The organism is Bordetella genomosp. 13 (assembly GCF_007679965.1).
Classification (GTDB): domain Bacteria; phylum Pseudomonadota; class Gammaproteobacteria; order Burkholderiales; family Burkholderiaceae_B; genus Bordetella.
Genome location: NZ_VEHL01000004.1, coordinates 291752 through 308541, shown reverse-complemented (window position 1 = coordinate 308541; position 16790 = coordinate 291752). Strand labels below are relative to the sequence as shown.

At 67.5% G+C, this 16790-nt stretch carries 15 protein-coding genes; 8 read left to right on the top strand and 7 right to left on the bottom strand.

Annotation, left to right across the window (positions count from 1 at the left end; genetic code table 11):
* The first annotated feature begins 3 nt into the window (after positions 1 to 3).
* Positions 4 to 393, top strand: a complete 390-nt coding sequence (locus FS845_RS12605; RefSeq protein ID WP_260986264.1) for an excinuclease — start codon at positions 4 to 6, stop codon at positions 391 to 393.
* A gap of 10 nt (positions 394 to 403) precedes the next feature.
* Here FS845_RS12605 and FS845_RS12600 read toward each other — a convergent pair whose 3' ends face one another.
* Both FS845_RS12600 and hmpA read right to left on the bottom strand, forming a co-directional pair.
* Positions 404 to 841 carry an RrF2 family transcriptional regulator gene (locus FS845_RS12600; RefSeq protein WP_144635336.1) on the bottom strand — a complete coding sequence of 146 codons (438 nt, stop codon included), beginning with the start codon at positions 839 to 841 and terminating at the stop codon, positions 404 to 406.
* A 53-nt stretch (positions 842 to 894) separates the two neighbouring features.
* Complete coding sequence (hmpA, locus tag FS845_RS12595) at positions 895 to 2112, bottom strand: NO-inducible flavohemoprotein (RefSeq protein WP_144635333.1); 1218 nt, start codon at positions 2110 to 2112, stop codon at positions 895 to 897.
* Between the two features lie 172 nt (positions 2113 to 2284).
* Between hmpA and FS845_RS12590 the strand changes: the two genes are divergently transcribed.
* Complete coding sequence (locus FS845_RS12590) at positions 2285 to 2746, top strand: GatB/YqeY domain-containing protein (RefSeq protein ID WP_144635330.1); 462 nt, start codon at positions 2285 to 2287, stop codon at positions 2744 to 2746.
* Positions 2747 to 3643: 897 nt separating this feature from the next.
* Here FS845_RS12590 and dinB read toward each other — a convergent pair.
* Positions 3644 to 4870, bottom strand: coding sequence for a DNA polymerase IV (gene dinB, locus FS845_RS12585; RefSeq protein ID WP_260986263.1), 1227 nt, complete (start codon positions 4868 to 4870; stop codon positions 3644 to 3646).
* Positions 4871 to 5105: 235 nt separating this feature from the next.
* Between dinB and FS845_RS12580 the strand changes: the two genes are divergently transcribed.
* On the top strand, positions 5106 to 5516 hold the full coding sequence (locus FS845_RS12580; RefSeq protein WP_144635327.1) for a PaaI family thioesterase: 411 nt from the start codon (positions 5106 to 5108) through the stop codon (positions 5514 to 5516).
* A 158-nt stretch (positions 5517 to 5674) separates the two neighbouring features.
* On the opposite strand, the gene FS845_RS12575 is transcribed toward FS845_RS12580, so the two are convergent.
* Entirely contained in the window at positions 5675 to 6127 is a 453-nt protein-coding gene (locus tag FS845_RS12575) for a BPTD_2524 family lipoprotein (RefSeq protein WP_144635324.1), read from the bottom strand.
* A gap of 191 nt (positions 6128 to 6318) precedes the next feature.
* On the opposite strand from FS845_RS12575, the gene FS845_RS12570 reads away from it, so the two are divergent.
* The 4 genes from FS845_RS12570 (at position 6319) to FS845_RS12555 (ending at position 13251) form a co-directional block, all read left to right on the top strand.
* The gene (locus tag FS845_RS12570) at positions 6319 to 8232 is read left to right on the top strand and encodes an alpha/beta hydrolase family protein (protein ID WP_409929294.1); all 1914 of its coding nucleotides are present in this window, start codon (positions 6319 to 6321) and stop codon (positions 8230 to 8232) included.
* A 729-nt stretch (positions 8233 to 8961) separates the two neighbouring features.
* Positions 8962 to 11607: a penicillin-binding protein 1A gene (locus FS845_RS12565; RefSeq protein WP_409929293.1), complete on the top strand. Its 2646-nt coding sequence runs from the start codon at positions 8962 to 8964 to the stop codon at positions 11605 to 11607.
* Positions 11608 to 11851: 244 nt separating this feature from the next.
* Positions 11852 to 13030, top strand: coding sequence for a PepSY-associated TM helix domain-containing protein (locus FS845_RS12560; RefSeq protein ID WP_144635312.1), 1179 nt, complete (start codon positions 11852 to 11854; stop codon positions 13028 to 13030).
* Positions 13027 to 13251 (top strand): hypothetical protein, encoded by a 225-nt coding sequence (locus FS845_RS12555; protein WP_144635308.1) that lies wholly within the window; start codon positions 13027 to 13029, stop codon positions 13249 to 13251. Before FS845_RS12560 ends, FS845_RS12555 begins: the two co-directional genes overlap by 4 nt.
* 116 nt (positions 13252 to 13367) lie before the next feature.
* On the opposite strand, the gene FS845_RS12550 is transcribed toward FS845_RS12555, so the two are convergent.
* Positions 13368 to 14192, bottom strand: coding sequence for an aldo/keto reductase (locus FS845_RS12550; RefSeq protein WP_144635305.1), 825 nt, complete (start codon positions 14190 to 14192; stop codon positions 13368 to 13370).
* Positions 14193 to 14403: 211 nt separating this feature from the next.
* Between FS845_RS12550 and FS845_RS12545 the strand changes: the two genes are divergently transcribed.
* Entirely contained in the window at positions 14404 to 16206 is a 1803-nt protein-coding gene (locus tag FS845_RS12545) for an ABCB family ABC transporter ATP-binding protein/permease (protein ID WP_186332261.1), read from the top strand.
* A gap of 6 nt (positions 16207 to 16212) precedes the next feature.
* Here FS845_RS12545 and FS845_RS12540 read toward each other — a convergent pair whose 3' ends face one another.
* Positions 16213 to 16458 (bottom strand): hypothetical protein, encoded by a 246-nt coding sequence (locus tag FS845_RS12540; RefSeq protein ID WP_144635303.1) that lies wholly within the window; start codon positions 16456 to 16458, stop codon positions 16213 to 16215.
* A 115-nt stretch (positions 16459 to 16573) separates the two neighbouring features.
* Positions 16574 to 16789 carry a hypothetical protein gene (locus tag FS845_RS12535; RefSeq protein ID WP_144635300.1) on the bottom strand — a complete coding sequence of 72 codons (216 nt, stop codon included), beginning with the start codon at positions 16787 to 16789 and terminating at the stop codon, positions 16574 to 16576.
* Position 16790: the final 1 nt, after the last annotated feature.

Genomic DNA, 16790 nt, shown 5'->3' with positions numbered 1-16790 from the left:
TGCATGTCGACGGCCCACGCGGCCGACCGCACCGTGATGCAGACCCTGCAGAGCGCCATCGATTCGGCCACCGCCGCCGGCAAGCTGGACGGCAGCGTCAAGTTCTACATGGCCGGCACGGGCCCCAAGGGCCAGGTGCTGCAGGCCGACGTGGTCACCAACCGCAAGACCAACGCCTTCGGCAAGAGCGACCCCGACGCCTGCGACTGGGCCGCCCAGTCGGCGCTGATCGCACTGCAGGACGCCGCCAAGAAGGCCGGCGCCAATGCCGTCGTCAACATCGTGAACTATTACAAGAAGAACGTGAACCGCGATGCCAAGAACTACGAATGCCACGCCGGCGCGGTCGTGGCCGGCGTCGCGTTGCGCGGCGACCTGGCTCGCGTGAAGTAAGGCCGCGCGGCTATGCCGCCCGATGCAGCCGGATGATGGCTGCATCGGTCGGCGCGCGGACCAGGTCGGCCAGCGTGTGCCGGTCCAGCGTCTCGAACAGATTGCGCAGGGCGTCGTTCAGCACGCCCGCCAGGCGGCAGGCGCCGTTCAGCGCACAGGGCGGATCGGCGCAATCGATCAACGGGCCCTGGTGCTCCAGCACCCGCACCAGTTGGCCGACGCGATAAGACTGCGCGGGCCGCGCCAGCGCCAGGCCGCCGCCCTTGCCGCGCGTGGCCGCCACCCAGCCCTGCTGCGACAGGAAATGCACCACCTTCACCAGGTGATTGCGCGAGATCTCGAACCGTTCGGCGATCTCGGGAATCGTCACGGGACGCGCGCGATCCTGGCATTGCGTCAGATACATCATGACGCGCAGGCCGTAGTCGGTGAATCGGTTCAGTTGCATGGTGGAAACCGTGGGCGGTGCAAGCGGCAAGAATACACTGCCGCCCGCCTGCCTCAGGCGCCCGCGCCGCCGGTGCCGAAGACCTCGGCGTGGATGCGCTGTGGCGGCACGCCCAGTTCGCCCAACACGCGGCGCTGCGCCTGCATGAACAGCAGCGGGCCGCACAGGTAGTAATCCGCGTCGGGCACGAGCGCCTGGTCCTGGATGGCGCGCAGGTCGATCCGCCCGACGTGGTGATAGTCCACGCCGTGCCGGTCCGCCGGGCCCACGTTCTCGTAGAACACCACGTGGCGCACGTTGGGCAGGCGTTCGGCCAGCCCGTTCACGTGGTCGCGCATCGCATGCACCGATGCATCGCGGCAGCCATGCACGAAGCGCACCTCGCGCCCATCGCCGCGCGAGGCCACCGCGTTCAGCATGGACATCATCGGCGTCAGCCCCACGCCGCCGCTGATCAGCACCACCGGCGTGGCGGCATCGGGATCCAGCGTGAACTCGCCCTGCGGCGGCGCCACGTCCAGGATGTCGCCTTCATCGAACTGGTCGTGCAGCAGGTTCGAGATCATGCCCGCCGGGCTGGCGCCGGCCGCGGCCTCGCGCTTGACCGAAATGCGCAGCCACTTGCTGCCGGGCGCGTCGGACAGGCTGTACTGGCGCGGCTGCATGATGCCCAGCGCGGGCACGAACACGCGCACCGACACGTACTGGCCCGGCAGGAAACCCGGCACCTCGCCGCCGTCGGCGGGCGCCAGGTAGAACGAGGTGATCTCGGCGCTTTCCGGCACCTTGCCCGCGATGCGGAAGGCGCGCCAGCCCGTCCAGCCGCCCTGCCGCGCCGCCGCGGCGGCATACATCGAGGACTCCATGCCGGCCATCAGGTCGACCAGCTGCCCGTACGCCTGGGCCCAGGCGTCGATCAGTTCCGGCGTGGCGGCCTCGCCCAGCACCTCGCCGATGGACGCCAGCAGGTGGCGGCCCACCACGTCGTAGTGCTCGCGGCGGATGCCCAGGCTGACGTGCTTGTGCGCCACGCGCTCGAGCACCGGCAGCAGCACCGAGGGATCGTCGATGTGCTGCGCATAGGCCGCGACCGCCATCGCCAGTGCCTGCTGCTGCTGTCCGCTGTGCTGGTGGCCCTGGTTGAAGACCTGGCGCAGCTCGGGATTGCCGCGGAACATGCGCTGGTAGAAATGGCGCGTCAGCGCCTCGCCATGGACCTGAAGAACGGGCGCCGTGGCCTTGACCTGTGCACGGACGGATTCGCTGAGCATGGGGTACTCCTGGGTGGTTGAGGGCGTGCGCCCAGATAAACATGTATTTATTCTACATCTTTAAAATCCGATGCGCACCCGCATTGCCGACAGACCTTCCCCTCGACTTGCCGCCGGACCCGTGCGGCGGTTAAAACACGGGATTTGCAGCAACATTTTCAGGATTTCCACCATGAGCACTGCCACGCTCAAGACCCGACTGTCCGACTCCGTCAAGGACGCCATGCGCGCCAAGGACACCGCGCGCCTGACGACGCTGCGCTTCCTGCTGGCCGCCGTGAAGCAGAAGGAAGTGGACGAGCGCCGCGACCTGTCCGACGCCGAGATCACCGCGATCATCGAGAAGCAGGTCAAGCAGCGCCGCGAGTCGATCGCCGCCTTCGAACAGGCCGGCCGCACCGAGACCGCCGAGCAGGAAAAGGCCGAACTGGCCGTGCTGCAGGAGTTCCTGCCGCAGGCCGCCAGCCCCGAGGAAGTGTCGGCCGCGATCGACGCGGCGATCGCCGAGGTCACGGCGCAAGGCATCACCGGCGCCCCCGCAATGGGGAAGGCGATGGCGATTCTGAAGGCAGCGCTGGCCGGGAAGGCTGACATGTCGGCGGTGTCGGCGCAGTTGAAGGCGAAGCTGGGGTGACTCGCTTGCTTGGCGGGGGCGGGTTTCAGGCTCGCCTTTTTTCGATGGCCTTCGCACGTTGGCGTTTTTGGTGCTTGGCGCAGGGTCTTTGAGTTCTTGAGCCGCCGGCGTCATGACTGCGAAGTCCCGTCCTCGCGCTTTCGCGCTGCGGGCGGGACTTCTCCGCCATGCCCCCGGCTCAAGGGGTCTCAATGTCGTTGCTTCAACCCTCTCTCGCCTGTGCGCGGCGCTTTGCCATGGTCTGGCAATCGTCTAGGCGAGTCTCACGCGGGGATGGAGCTGCCGTCCCTTCCATGCGCGCGGCAAGCCGCAGCAGCCACGCTAAGCAGTCGACTCCATCGCACAATCCGCTGCCGTTTTTCAGCCGTGACAGCACGGCAGAGTGAAGGGTGTGAAGGTCAGAATCACGCAAAGGGAAGAGAGAAAACAATCTCTATTTTCCCGAGGATTGGGGCCTCGACGAACTGGAATCGGCCTTGAATCGAAACCCGGGTTGGAAAGCCGAGTTTCACACCGACGAAGCCCATCGATTTGACCCAATGAATGAACGGGCCGTTGACAACTGCCGCCCCCTGTCTTCAAGAGTCGATTGTTGACCCGATGAATGAGGAAAGCTTGACCCGATAAATGACGAGGGTTCGACCCGACGAATTGCGAGGGTTTGATTCGACGAATTGCGAGGCTTTGAGCCGCGGGACTTCCGGAGAAGTCGCGCCCGCAGCGCGAAAGCGCGAGGACGGGACTTCGCAGGGAGGCCCGCGGCGTCTAAAGAACCCAAATCGTCTAAAGAACCCAAATCGTCTAAAGAACCCAAATCGTCTAAAGAACCCAAATCGTCTAAAGAACCCAGATCGTCTAAAGAACCCAGATCGCCTGAAGAACCCAGACAACGCCCCCCTATCCCCCAGAGAACAGATCCGCCTGCCGCCCCTCCTCCTGCGGATCCGCGAAATTGCTCATTCCCACGCCGGCCAGCCGGTAGCGTGTCTCGGTGGGCAGGCTGATGCGGGCGCACAGCGCCTTGGCCACGGAGGCCAGCTCCGCCGCGGAACCCGGCGGCTGCAGCTGCGTCAGGCTGCGCGTCAGGATGCGGAAACGGTCCGTCTTCAGCTTCAGCACCGTCGTGCGGCCCAGCATGCCCTTGCGCAGCCCCTGCTCCCATACTTTCGTGGCCAGACGTTCCAGCGTTTCGCCCAGCTCGTCCAGGCGCAGGTCGGTGCTGAAGGTCGTTTCGGCCGAGACCTGCTGCGCCACCTGGTCGGGCTCCACCTCGCGATCGTCCATGCCGTTGGACAGTTCGTGCAGGCGATAGCCGTAGCGGCCGAAATGCATCTCCAGCTCGCTCGCCGAGCGCAGGCGCAGGTCGCCCACCGTGCGGATGCCCAGGGCTTCCATCTTGGCCTGCGTCACCTTGCCCACGCCCGGAATCTTGCGCACGGGCAGCTCCTGCAGGAACTCCAGCACGCGATGCGGCCGGATCACGAACTGGCCGTCGGGCTTGTTCCAGTCGGACGCGATCTTGGCCAGGAACTTGTTGGGCGCGATGCCGGCCGAGGCGGTCAGGCCGGTCTCGGCGCGGATCTCGTCGCGGATCGCGCGCGCCACTTCGGTGGCCGTGGGCAGGCCGCGCTTGTTGACCGTCACGTCCAGGTAGGCCTCGTCCAGCGACAGCGGCTGGATCAGGTCGGTGTGGCGCGCGAAGATCTCGCGCACCTGGCGCGACACGGCGCGATAGCGATTGAAATCGGGCGGCACGAACACGGCATTTGGGCACAGGCGCTCGGCGCGCATGGCCGACATGGCCGAATGGATGCCGTACTTCCGCGCCTCGTATGACGCCGCGCAGACCACCGAACGCGGTCCCGTCCAGGCGACGACGACCGGCAGGCCCTTCAATTCTGGGCGATCGCGCTGCTCGACCGAGGCGTAGAACGCATCCATGTCGACGTGCACGATCTTGCGGGCCAGGCGCGCGCCGGAGCCGGATAGCGGCGCCTCGGTGTCGCTCCGCTGTCCAACGGCGGACGATGGCACGTCGTCTTCGGCAGCCGGAGACATACCCTCGGCCAGGCGTGCAAGCGCAGCGGCCGACGACTCGTCGAGAGCGGCAGGAAACTCAGCCATGGCGGCCGCCCCAGGAAAGGCGAGGCCGCGCGCCAGGACGGGCGATCCGAACCGCGCCGGCACGGCGGACAGGACGGCAGGCGGGACCGAAGCCACCTCCGCCCCGCAAGGCGGAGCCACGAAATAGGGCCACAGATTGGACCATGCAGGAAAAACGGAAGACGAAGAAAGCCAAAACGCCATATTATGGCGCGCTTAGCCTAACCTGCGCCCGCGCCGCCTCGGGCCCCTCGCGATGTCCTCGACTCCCACCGATTACTTCGGCCTGACCATACCCTTGATGGAACTGCTGGGCCTGGTGCCGCAGCAGGCCGATGAAAACGGCTCCCGCACCTTCCTGCCCTGGCGCACCGAACTGACCAACAGCCGTGGCGACATCCACGGCGGCACGCTGATGAGCGTGCTGGACTTCACGCTGAGCGCCGCCGCACGCGGCGCGGACCGGACAGTGGGCATGGCCACCATCGACATGACCACCAGCTTTTTGTCGCCGGGCCGCGGCGACCTGACCTTCACGGCGCGCTGCCTGCGCCGTGGCAAGTCCATCGCCTTCTGCGAAGGCGAGGCCCACGACGCGCAGGGCGAGCTGGTGGTGCGCGCCACGGCCACCTTCAAGGTGATCCGCAAGCGCCCGGGCGGCGATTGAACCTCGCGCCACGCGCCGTTTCCAGCAGGGCCGCCGAGCCCGAAGGACGGCCGCCCCTGGCCGCCGAATCCAGCAGACCGCACCTTGCAGGCCGCGCCTTGCAAGCCGCACCTTGCAGGCCGCACCTGGCCGACCGCACCTGGCCAGCCGCCGCCACATCACTTCTTCTTCATGAACCACGCGTTGGGATCGGTGCCCTTGTCACGCGGCATGTAGGTGGTGCACGAGGGCGCGCCGAACACGATGGCGTCATGCATGGCGCGCATCGCGGTCTCGTCCCAGATGCCCCTGCCCCACATGTTGACGGTGGCGCGCGTGCGGCCGCCGTCGATGGACGACAGCGCCACGGAGGCCACGTCGCCCGACGTCAGCCGCGCCCTGACGCGCATTTCGCCGCGCCGCGCGGCCTCGTCCAGGCTGCCCACGACGTCGTAGCCCCCCTCGCCCAGCAGGCAGAGCTCGGCCTGCTGGCGCGCCGATTGATACGCCTGGCGCAGGCTGACGTTCGCGTCGAACGAGCCGGACAACGCCCCGCCGCCGGGTTCCATGCCCACCGAGCAGCCCGCCAGCGCCAAGGCGGCCATAGCCGCCGCGATCCATTTTCCAGCCATGATTCCTCCAACAGTCATGGCGGCGATTATCCCGCAAACCGCCCGGTTCGACACCGCCGCGGGCGCTGTGGCATGATCGAACGCGATTCCCTGGACGGCGCGACGCCCCCCCGCGGCATCCCCGTGGCGCCCCGCACGACGCCGCGCGGGACCCGCCACCGCGCCGTCCGCGACCCACGGAGATGCCCTTGCTGAAACTCACGCTGCTGCGCACCCTGCTGGCTGCCAGCCTGACCGCCGCGTCCGCGGGCGCCGCCGCCCAACCGCCGCGCCTCTATCCGCTGCAAGACTTTTTCCGCAATCCCGAACGCGGCTTCTTCCGCCTGGCCGACGACGCCGCCACGCTGGGCTTCATGCAGCCCGTGGCCATCGAGGGCCACCCGGCGCGCATGAACATCCACGTGCAGGACCTGCGCGACGGCAAGCCCGCCGGCGAACCGCGCCGCCTGACCGCCGAGACCGAGCGCGACATCAGCAACTTCTTCTGGAAGGGCTCGGACATCGTGCTCTACCAGAAGGACTTCGGCGGCGACGAGAACTTCCACGTGCTGGCGGTCAACGCCAAGACGGGCGCCATCACCGACCTGACGCCCTTCGAAGGCGCGCGCGCCCACATCGAGGACGACCTGCCCGACGACCCCGGCCACGTGCTGATCAGCCACAACCACCGCGATCCGGAAGTCTTCGACGTCTACCGCGTCGACGTGCGCACGGGCAAGGCGGAACTCGTGGCTCAGAACCCGGGCAACGTCGTGGGCTGGCAGACCGACCACGCCGGCCGCGTCCGCGCCGCCGTCACCAGCGACGGCCTGAACACCACGCTGCTGTACCGCGACGACGAGAAGGCCGAGTTCCGTCCGCTGGTCACCACCGACTACCGCACCAGCGTCAGCCCCGCGCTGTTCACCTTCGACAACAGCAAGCTGTACGCCCTGAGCAACCGCGGCCGCGACCGACTGGCGCTGGTGGTGCTCGATCCCGCCCGCCCCGACCAGGAAGACCTGGTCTACGAACCCGAACAGGTCGACCTGGACGCCGCCGGCTACTCGCGCAAGCGCAAGGTGCTGACCATGGCGGCCTACCAGACCGACAAGCCGCGCTACCACTTCTTCGACAGGCAGACCGAAGACCTGTACCGCCGCCTGGGCGAGCTGCTGCCCGGCTACGACCTGATGCTGCAGGGCTGGAACCGCGAAGAGGACACCTTCATCGTGGCGGCCTACAACGACCGCACGCCCGGCTCGCGCTACCTGTACAGCCAGCGTACCGACACGCTGCACAAGCTGGCCGACATCAATCCCGCCATTCCCGAAAAGGACATGGCGCAGGTCAAGCCCATCAGCTATACCAGCCGCGACGGCCTGACCATCCACGGCTACCTGACGCTGCCCGTGGGCCGCGACCCGCGCAACCTGGCGTGCATCGTCAACCCGCACGGCGGCCCCTGGGCGCGCGACGGCTGGGGCTACAATGCCGAGGCCCAGTTCCTGGCCAACCGCGGCTTCTGCGTGCTGCAGATGAACTTCCGCGGCTCGACCGGCTATGGCCGCAAGTTCTGGGAAGCCGGCTTCGGCCAGTGGGGCCTGTCGATGCAGGACGACATCACTGACGGCGTGAAGTGGCTGATCGACCAGGGCATCGCCGATCCCAAGCGCGTGGGCATCTACGGCGGCAGCTACGGCGGCTACGCCACGCTGGCCGGCGTCACCTTCACGCCCGACCTGTACGCGGCGGCGGTGGACTACGTGGGCGTCTCGAACCTGTTCACGTTCATGAACACGATCCCGCCCTACTGGAAGCCGCTGCTGGACAAGATGCACGACATGGTGGGCGACCCCGAGCGCGACAAGGACCGCCTGGCCGCGACCTCGCCGGCGCTGCATGTGGACCGCATCACGACCCCGCTGTTCATCGCCCAGGGCGCGAAGGATCCCCGCGTCAACAAGGCCGAGAGCGACCAGGTCGTCGAAGCACTACGCAAGCGGGGCGTCGAGGTCGAATACATGGTGAAGGACAACGAGGGGCACGGGTTCCACAACGACGAGAACAAGTTCGAGTTCTATGCGGCGATGGAGAAGTTCTTCATCGAGCATCTCAAGCCCTGATCTTTGTTCTTGGCCCCGGGGTGGGTGTATCTCGGGGCGTTTGCTGGGTTCTTCTGGCGCCTGGGGCATGACTGCGAACTCCCGTCCTCGCGCTTTCGCGCTGCGGGCGGGAGTTCTCCGTCAGGCCCCAGGCTCGCGATGTACGCCATGCGACGGTCGCCGGAAGACATTGAGATGCCTGGGTCGAGCTCCCTGCTCCACCTTCTAAGTTCGTGCGCTCCTGCCCCCAAGCCGCAGGACTTTGTTATCCCCCTCCTTCCCGAGCCGATCGCCCCCGAACGACTGTCTTCTCTCCCGGGAATCGCGCGATTTTTGTCATGCAGAAATTCGCTCTCAACTGAGGAGAGAGAGAAAACATCCGATTGCCACCGTCAACGCTGCGTCGACCAGATTCGCGCGCTGAGGCTGGCACACGGCGCCCCCGGGTTTTTGACCGCCGAATTGGACGCATGCGAGCAGCGTGCGGTCCGGAGAAGTCTCGCCCGCAGCGCGAAAGCGCGAGGACAGAGACTTCGCAGGGCCGCACGCTGCGTCTCAAGAACCCAAATATTCGCCATCAAATCCCCCCATATCCGCGAAGAACCCACACCACAGCCAAATTTAGTTACGGAAACCTTATCGCGGTGACGATGTCTATCCCCGGCAATGAAGCAGTTCCCCCTAAAATCGCCTGCGATGAAGAATTCTGAACCTACTGCCGAGAAACGGCGCACCCGGCTGCGCGGCCTGATGATCAAGGCCGGCGTTGCCGTCGCCGGATTGGGACTGTGCGGGGTCCTGCTGGCCGGGCTGGCCATCGGGCTTACGTGGCCCAACCTGCCCGAACTGCACGCCATGACCGACTACCGGCCGCGCGTGCCCTTGCGGGTCTATACCGCCGACAAGGTGCTCATCGGCGAATTCGGCGAAGAGCACCGCAACGTGCTGCGCTTCGACGAAATCCCGCAGGTGATGAAGGACGCCATCCTGGCCGCCGAGGACGACCGCTTCTACAAGCACGGCGGCATCGACTGGACCGGCGTGGTCCGCGCGGGCCTGACCAACATCGTCAACATGTCGAAGTCGCAAGGCGCCAGCACCATCACCATGCAGGTGGCGCGCAACTTCTATTTGTCGTCCGATAAGACCTACTCGCGCAAGTTCTACGAACTGCTGCTCACGTTCAAGATCGAATCGCAGCTCACCAAGGACCAGATCCTCGAGCTGTACATGAACCAGATCTACCTTGGGCACCGCGCCTACGGCTTCGCGGCCGCGTCGCGCACGTACTTCGGCAAGCCGCTGTCCGACATCACGCCGGCCGAGGCCGCCGTGCTGGCCGGCATTCCGAAGGCGCCGTCGCGCGCCAACCCCATCACCAACCTGGATCGCGCCCGCGCCCGTCAGCACTACGTGCTGGGCCGCATGCAGGCGCTGGGCACGCTCACGGCCGAACAGGTGCAGACCGCGCTGGCGCAGCCGCTGGTGGTGCGCGGCTCCGAAGGCGGTCCGGCGCGCGGCTTCTCGGTGCATGGCGAGTATCCCGCCGAAATGGTGCGCCAGCTGATGTACGGCGTCTTCAAGGAGGACGCCTACACGCAGGGCATCGACGTCTACACCACCATCGACTCGAAAGACCAGCAGGCCGCCTACCAGGCCGTGCGCGACGGCGTGCTCGACTACACGCGCCGCGCGGCCTATCCCGGCCCCGAAGACCAGCTCGAACTGCCCGACGGCATCGAGAACGACGCGGCGGCGCTGGACGAGTTCCTGGACGGCGTGCAGGACAACGCCCCCGACAGCGACGACCTGCTGTCCGGCGTGGTGCTGTCGGCCAGTCCCACCGAGGTCAAGGTGGCGCGCAGCGGCCGCCAGACCATCACCATAGCCGACAAGAAGGCACTGGCCGTGGTGGCGCGCGCGCTGGGCGACAAGGCCAAGCCGGACGTGCGCATCAAGCGCGGTTCGGTGGTCTACGTGCGCAAGAACGGCGACAACTGGGAAATCATCAACATGCCGGCCCTGCAGGCCGCGCTGGTCTCCCTGGCGCCGCAGGACGGCGCCATCCGCGCCATGGTGGGCGGCTTCGACTTCTACCGCGGCTCGTTCAACCGCGTGGTGCAGGCCTGGCGCCAGCCGGGCTCGAACATCAAGCCGTTCATCTATGCGGCCGCGCTGGAGCGCGGCATGACGCCCGGCACGCAGATCTCGGACCAGCCGTTCTTCCTGAGCGCCGCGCAGACCGGCTCGCGCGACTGGAGCCCCAAGAACGACGGCGACCGCTACGAGCCCATGCTAACGCTGCGCCAGGGCCTGTACAAATCCAAGAACATGGTCTCGATCCGCATCCTGCAGGCCATCACGCCGCAGTACGGACAGGAATACCTGACGCGCTTCGGCTTCGAGAAGGACCGCTGGCCCGCGGTGCTGCCCATGGCGCTGGGCGCCGGCAGCGCCACGCCGCTGCAGGTGGCCAGCGCCTATTCGGTGTTCGCCAACGGCGGCTACCGCGTCACGCCGTACCTGATCGACCGCGTGACGGACCGGTCCGGCAAGGTGCTGATGCAGGCCCAGCCGCCCGAGGCCGGCGACGAGACCGTGCGCGCCATCGACCCGCGCACCGCGTGGGTCATGGACGACATCCTGCGCGGCGCCACCGTGCAGGGCACCAGCGCGCGCGCGCACAAGGTGCTGGGCCGCAACGACGTGGGCGGCAAGACCGGCACCACAAACGGCGCCGTCGACGTCTGGTTCTCGGGCTACACGCCCAAGCTGGCCACCACCGTGTGGATGGGCTTCGACCAGCCGCGCACGCTGGGCTCCAACGAGTTCGGTAGCGGCCTGGCGCTGTCCACCTGGCTGGACTATTCGCAGCCGGCCTTGAAGGGCATTCCGCAGACGCCGCAGGCGCCGCGGCCACAGGGCCTGATCGTGGCCGACGGCGACCTCTACTTCTCCGAGTTCCCGCCGGGACAGGCCGTGGCCGCCGTGGACCTGTCCACCGGCGACCAGCTGCAGGACTTCCTGAACAACTACCGCCCCAGCGACAACTCGCCCAGCCGCGTCATCCAGCCGGGCCAGCAGCCGTCGCCGTCGCCTTACCCCATGCAGCCCGGCCAGCCGGGCTACCAGCCGCTGCCGGCCCAGCCGGCGCAGCCGGGACAACCTTCGTCGTCCGGCGACCGCGTGCCGATTCCGCCGATCCCGGTGCCCAGCGCCGACCTGGGCACGCCGGAGATGCGCTTTCCCGTCCACGCCACCGCGGCGGCCTCCGGGCTGGCCGCGCCGGCGATGCCGGCGGCCGCGCCCGCCGCCCCTGCAGAACTGCCGGAAGGCGGCATCCGCACGCGGCCGATCGCCCCACAGGGCGGGTCGCTCACCCCCCAGCCGCTGTAGCCATCGCGGCCGCGACGGCCGCGGCACCTGCGGGGAGTTGCAACCGGCGCAGCCCCGGCACCCGCGCACGTCACGGCGCGGCATGGGCCGGCACGGCGTCGGGGATGGCCCTCCGCACGATTGACGCCACCCAGCAACACCTTCGACGGGAAGCCTGATCAGCTTCCCGTCAGTATTTGCGCGCTTCGCTGAGAATAACTATTATTCTTGCTGTTTTTGCGTCCCTCGCCTGCAAGGCAGCCCCATGAGCACCGCCTCCAAGATCAAGACCTGGTATCTGGTCCACAAGTGGACCAGCCTGGTATCCACGCTGTTCCTGCTGATCATCTGTATCACCGGCCTGCCGCTGGTCTTCCACCACGAGATCGAAGACCTGCTGAGCGATGGCAAGCCCGTGGCCGAACTGCCCGCCGGCACGCCCAACGCCCCGCTGGACCAGTACGTCGCGAAGGCGAAAGCGCTCTATCCCAAGGAGTTCGTGGACTACGTCTACATGGACGACCACGATCCCAAGGTCTACGTGGGCATGACGCCCAAGCTGGGCGACGGCGTCGCCCAGGGCCACGCCGTGCAGCTGGACACGCGCACCGTCGACGTGCTGGAGGATGGACCGCTGTATTCCGCGGACAAGTTCAGCTTCATGGGCATCATGCTGGCCCTGCACACCGACCTGTACGCGGGCCTGGCGGGCGAATTGTTCCTGGGCTTCATGGGCCTGCTGTTCGTGGTCGCCATCGTGTCGGGCGTCGTGCTGTACGGCCCTTTCATGAAGAAGCTGGATTTCGGCACGGTGCGCGCCGGCCGCTCCAACCGCGTCAAGTGGCTGGACCTGCACAACCTGCTGGGCATCGTCACGCTGGTGTGGGGCATGGTCGTGGGCGTGACGGGCGTCATCAACGAGCTGTCCACGCCCATGTTCGCGCTGTGGCAGTCATCCGAACTGCCGCCGCTGCTGGAGCCCTACCAAGGCAAACCAGTACCCACCGAGCTGGCTTCGCCGCAGGCCGCCGCCGAGACCGCCCTGAAGGCCGTGCCCGGCCGCGAATTGACCAGCATCGCCTTCCCCGGCAATGCCTACGGCAGCCCGCACCACTACCTGGTGTGGCTGCGCGGCAGCACGCCGCTGACCTCGAAGCTGAACACGCCGGTGCTGGTGGACGCGGTCTCGGGCGAACTGACCAAGGTGGCGCAGATGCCGTGGTACCTCACCGCGCTGGAGCTGTCGCGGCCACTGCACTTCGGCGACTACGCCGGCATGCCGCTGAAGATCCTCTGGGCCCTGCTGGACCTGGTCACCATCGTGGTGCTGGGCAGTGGCCTGTACCTGTGGCTGGCGCGCCGCAAGGCCACCGACGCCCGCGTCGCCGAACTGGTACGCCGCCACCAGGCCGCCGCGGCGCAGCCGCAACGGAGCCCGGCATGAGCGCCAAGCACACAGACGCGATCGACAAGGCCCGGGCGCGTTCGCAGTTCATGTTCGTGTGGGGCATGCCCATCGTGCTGGGCGTGCTCAGCACCTTCGGCCTGCTGGCCGCCCTGCTGGGCACCGGCATCTGGCACTGGGCCTCGTGGCTGTCGCTGGGCTGGCTGCTGGTGGTGATCGCGCGCTACTGGATGCGCCCGGTGCGGCGCGACCGCGAATAGCCGCGCAACGCCTTTCTCGCCGGTTCCTCCAGACAACGAAACGCCGCCCCAAGGCCGCATGCGCGGGCCTTGGGGCGGCGTCTTGTCTTGCTCCGGACGGCGCGGTCTCTATCGCTTCACTTGAAGCTTTCGGGATCCGGGCCCAGGCGGCCGGTATCCGCGATGCCGTCGATGGCGGCGACCTCGTCGGCCGACAACTCGAAGTCGAACACCTCGATGTTGGCCCGGATGCGCTCGGGCGTCACCGACTTCGGGATCGCGATCAACCCGTTCTGCACGTGCCAGCGCAGCACCACCTGGGCCGGCGTCTTGCCGTGCTTGCGCGCGATCTCGCCGATGGTTTCGTCGTGCAGCGTACCGCCCTGCCCCAGCGGGCTCCACGACTCGGTGGCGATGCCGTGCTCGGCATGGAAGGCGCGCAGCTCGCGCTGGTTGAAGCCGGGATGCAGTTCGACCTGGTTCACGGCCGGCACCACGCCCGTCTCGTCGATCAGGCGCTGCAGGTTGGCCCTGGTGAAGTTGGACACGCCGATGGAGCGCGCGCGGCCGTCTTCCTTCATCGCCACCATGGCGCGCCAGGCGTCGACGTAGCGGTCGCTGCCGGCCACGGGCCAATGGATCAGGTACAGGTCGACGTAGGCCAGGCCCAGCTTCTGCAGGCTTTCGTCCATCGCCCGCTGCGCATCGTCGTAGCCGTGCTTGTCGTTCCACAGCTTGGTCGTGACGAACAGGTCCTTGCGGCCCACGCGCGCGGCGCGCAGGCCCTCGCCCACGCCCGGTTCATTGCCGTAGATGGCCGCGGTGTCGATCGACCGGTAGCCGGCCGCCAGCGCCTCCTGGACGGCAGCGCTGGCCTGGTCGTTCGGAACCTGCCAGACGCCGAAACCCAGTTGCGGCATCGCGTTGCCATCGTTCAACTTGAATGCGGGGACTTGCGCCATACAACCTCCCTGATAATCGTGTTGCGCATCGGGAACGGCGCCGCCGCAGCAAGCGCGCGTCTTGCCGGCCTGGACGTTCCCTGCGAGAGTTCTGATCGAGCGCCATGCGGAACGGCCTCGTCGCACGAGGCCTTCCCGCAAGGGTTATAGGCCTGTATAGCATAATGCGTGCCATATCGGCCGGGCGGTTGTCACGCCCAATGAAACAATCATGAGCAAATCAGACAATCCCGCCGCGCGCGGCCGTCTCTCCACCCTGCGCCCCCTGCTGCCCTACCTCTGGCCCGCCGGACGCCGCGATCTGCGCTGGCGCGTGGTGGCGGCCGTGCTGAGCCTGCTGGCCGCGCAGCTGGCGCAGGTGTATGTGCCCATCCTGTACAAGAACGCGGTCGATCATCTCGGCGGCCAGGCCAGCGGGCTGGTCACGGTGCCGCTGGGCATCATCCTGGGCTACGGCGCGGCGCGCGTGCTGTCGCTGCTGTTCTCCGAGCTGCGCGACGCCATCTTCGCCAAGGTGGGACAGCATGCCATCCGCGCGGTGGCGCTGCAGGTCTTCCAGCACCTGCACGCGCTGGCGCTGCGCTTTCACCTGGCGCGCCAGACCGGCGGCCTGACGCGTGCCATCGAACGCGGCACCAAGGGCATCCAGACGCTGCTGTCCTACCTGCTGTTCAGCGTGCTGCCCACGTTCTTCCAGATCGCGCTGGTGTGCGTGATCCTGTGGCGCATGTTCGACGTCTGGCTGGCGCTGGCCACGGCGGGCACGGTGACGCTGTACCTGGCCTATACCCTGGCCGTGACCGAATGGCGCGCCAAGTTCCGGCGGCAGATGAACGAGACCGACTCCGAGGCCAACACCAAGGCCATCGAGAGCCTGCTGAACTACGAGACGGTGAAGTACTTCGGCAACGAGGCGCACGAGGCTGGCCGCTTCGACGCCTCGCTGCAGCGCTACGAGCGCGCCGCGGTGCGCAGCCAGGTCAGCCTGTCCCTGCTCAACATCGGCCAGGCCATCATCATCTCGGCCGGCCTGACGCTGGTGATGGCGATGGCGGCCCAGGGCATCGCCGACGGCCGGCACACGCTGGGCGACTTCGTTCTGGTCAACACCTATCTGCTGCAGCTGTACCAGCCGCTGAACTTCTTCGGCTTCATCTATCGCGAGATCAAGCAGGCGCTGGTCGACATGGAAAGCATGTTCGCGCTGCTGGGCCAGCAGCGCGAAGTGGCCGATCCGGCGGGCGCGCAGCCGCTGCGCGTGGCGGGCGCCGCGCTGGAATTCCGCGACGTGCATTTCGGCTACGACGCGCGCCGCCCCATCCTGAAGGGCGTGAGCTTCAGCGTGCCGGCGGGCAGGACAGTGGCCGTGGTGGGCGCCTCGGGCGCGGGCAAGTCGACGCTGGCGCGCCTGGTGTTCCGCTTCTACGACGTGGACTCGGGCGCCATCCTGATCGACGGCCAGGATATCCGCCAGGTGACGCAGGCCAGCGTGCGCGCGGCCATCGGCGTGGTGCCGCAGGACACCGTGCTGTTCAACGACACCATCCACTACAACATCGGCTACGGCTGCCCCGGCGCCACGGACGCGGACATCGAGGACGCCGCGCGGCTGGCGCACATCCACGCGCACATCCTGTCCATGCCTGACGGCTACCGCACCGTGGTGGGCGAGCGCGGCCTGAAGCTGTCGGGCGGCGAGAAGCAGCGCGTGGCCATCGCGCGCACCATCCTCAAGAACCCCGCCATCTTCCTGTTCGACGAGGCCACCAGCGCCCTGGACACGCACACCGAGCGCGAGATCCAGGCCAACCTGCGCGAGGTAAGCCGCGGGCGCACCACGCTGATCATCGCGCACCGCCTGTCGACCATCGCGGATGCGGACGAGATCCTGGTCATGGGCGACGGGCGCATCGTCGAACGCGGCCGGCACCAGGCGCTGCTGGCGCAGGGCGGCGTGTATGCGGGCTTGTGGACGCGCCAGCAGCAGTCGTCGCGCGCGGCTGACGAAGCGTAGGCGGGGCTACTGCGGCAGGGGCTCTGGAAGGCCTTCGGCATCGACCGAGCGCACAGCCGCCAACGCGTTGCGCGCCGCGGACATCGCCTCGATCGTGTTGCGGAAACGGCGCGAGGTGAAGATCTCGAACACCTGGGCGTCGGCTTCGCCCGCCACGGGCTTGGTTTCGATGAACGCCCGCGCGGGCACACCGCCCTGGGGGTGCGTGGCGTAGGCCACCACGTTGAAACCATCAAGCACTTTCGATGACATGCTGGTATCCCATCCTGGCGCGCCATGCGGTGGCGCTTCAGACCGATAACGGCGGGGATGCCAGGGTCTTAATGGGGTAGTTGCGCCGGCCTGCGCCGACCAGACCCCGCCGGCGTCACGGCGCCAGGCGGAAGCCCATGTCGAAGCCCCACCGGTCGGTTTCGCGCAGCCATTTGGACTCGCAGCGCACGCAGCGGAAGTGTTCGACGCGGTTGTTTTCGCGGCCCTGCTGGGTCGGGCTGGTGAAGCCCTGGTAACCAAGCTCGCAGTGCGGCGATACGCCGGACAATCCCGGTGAAATGGACCTGCACGCTGGACACATGATGCTCATG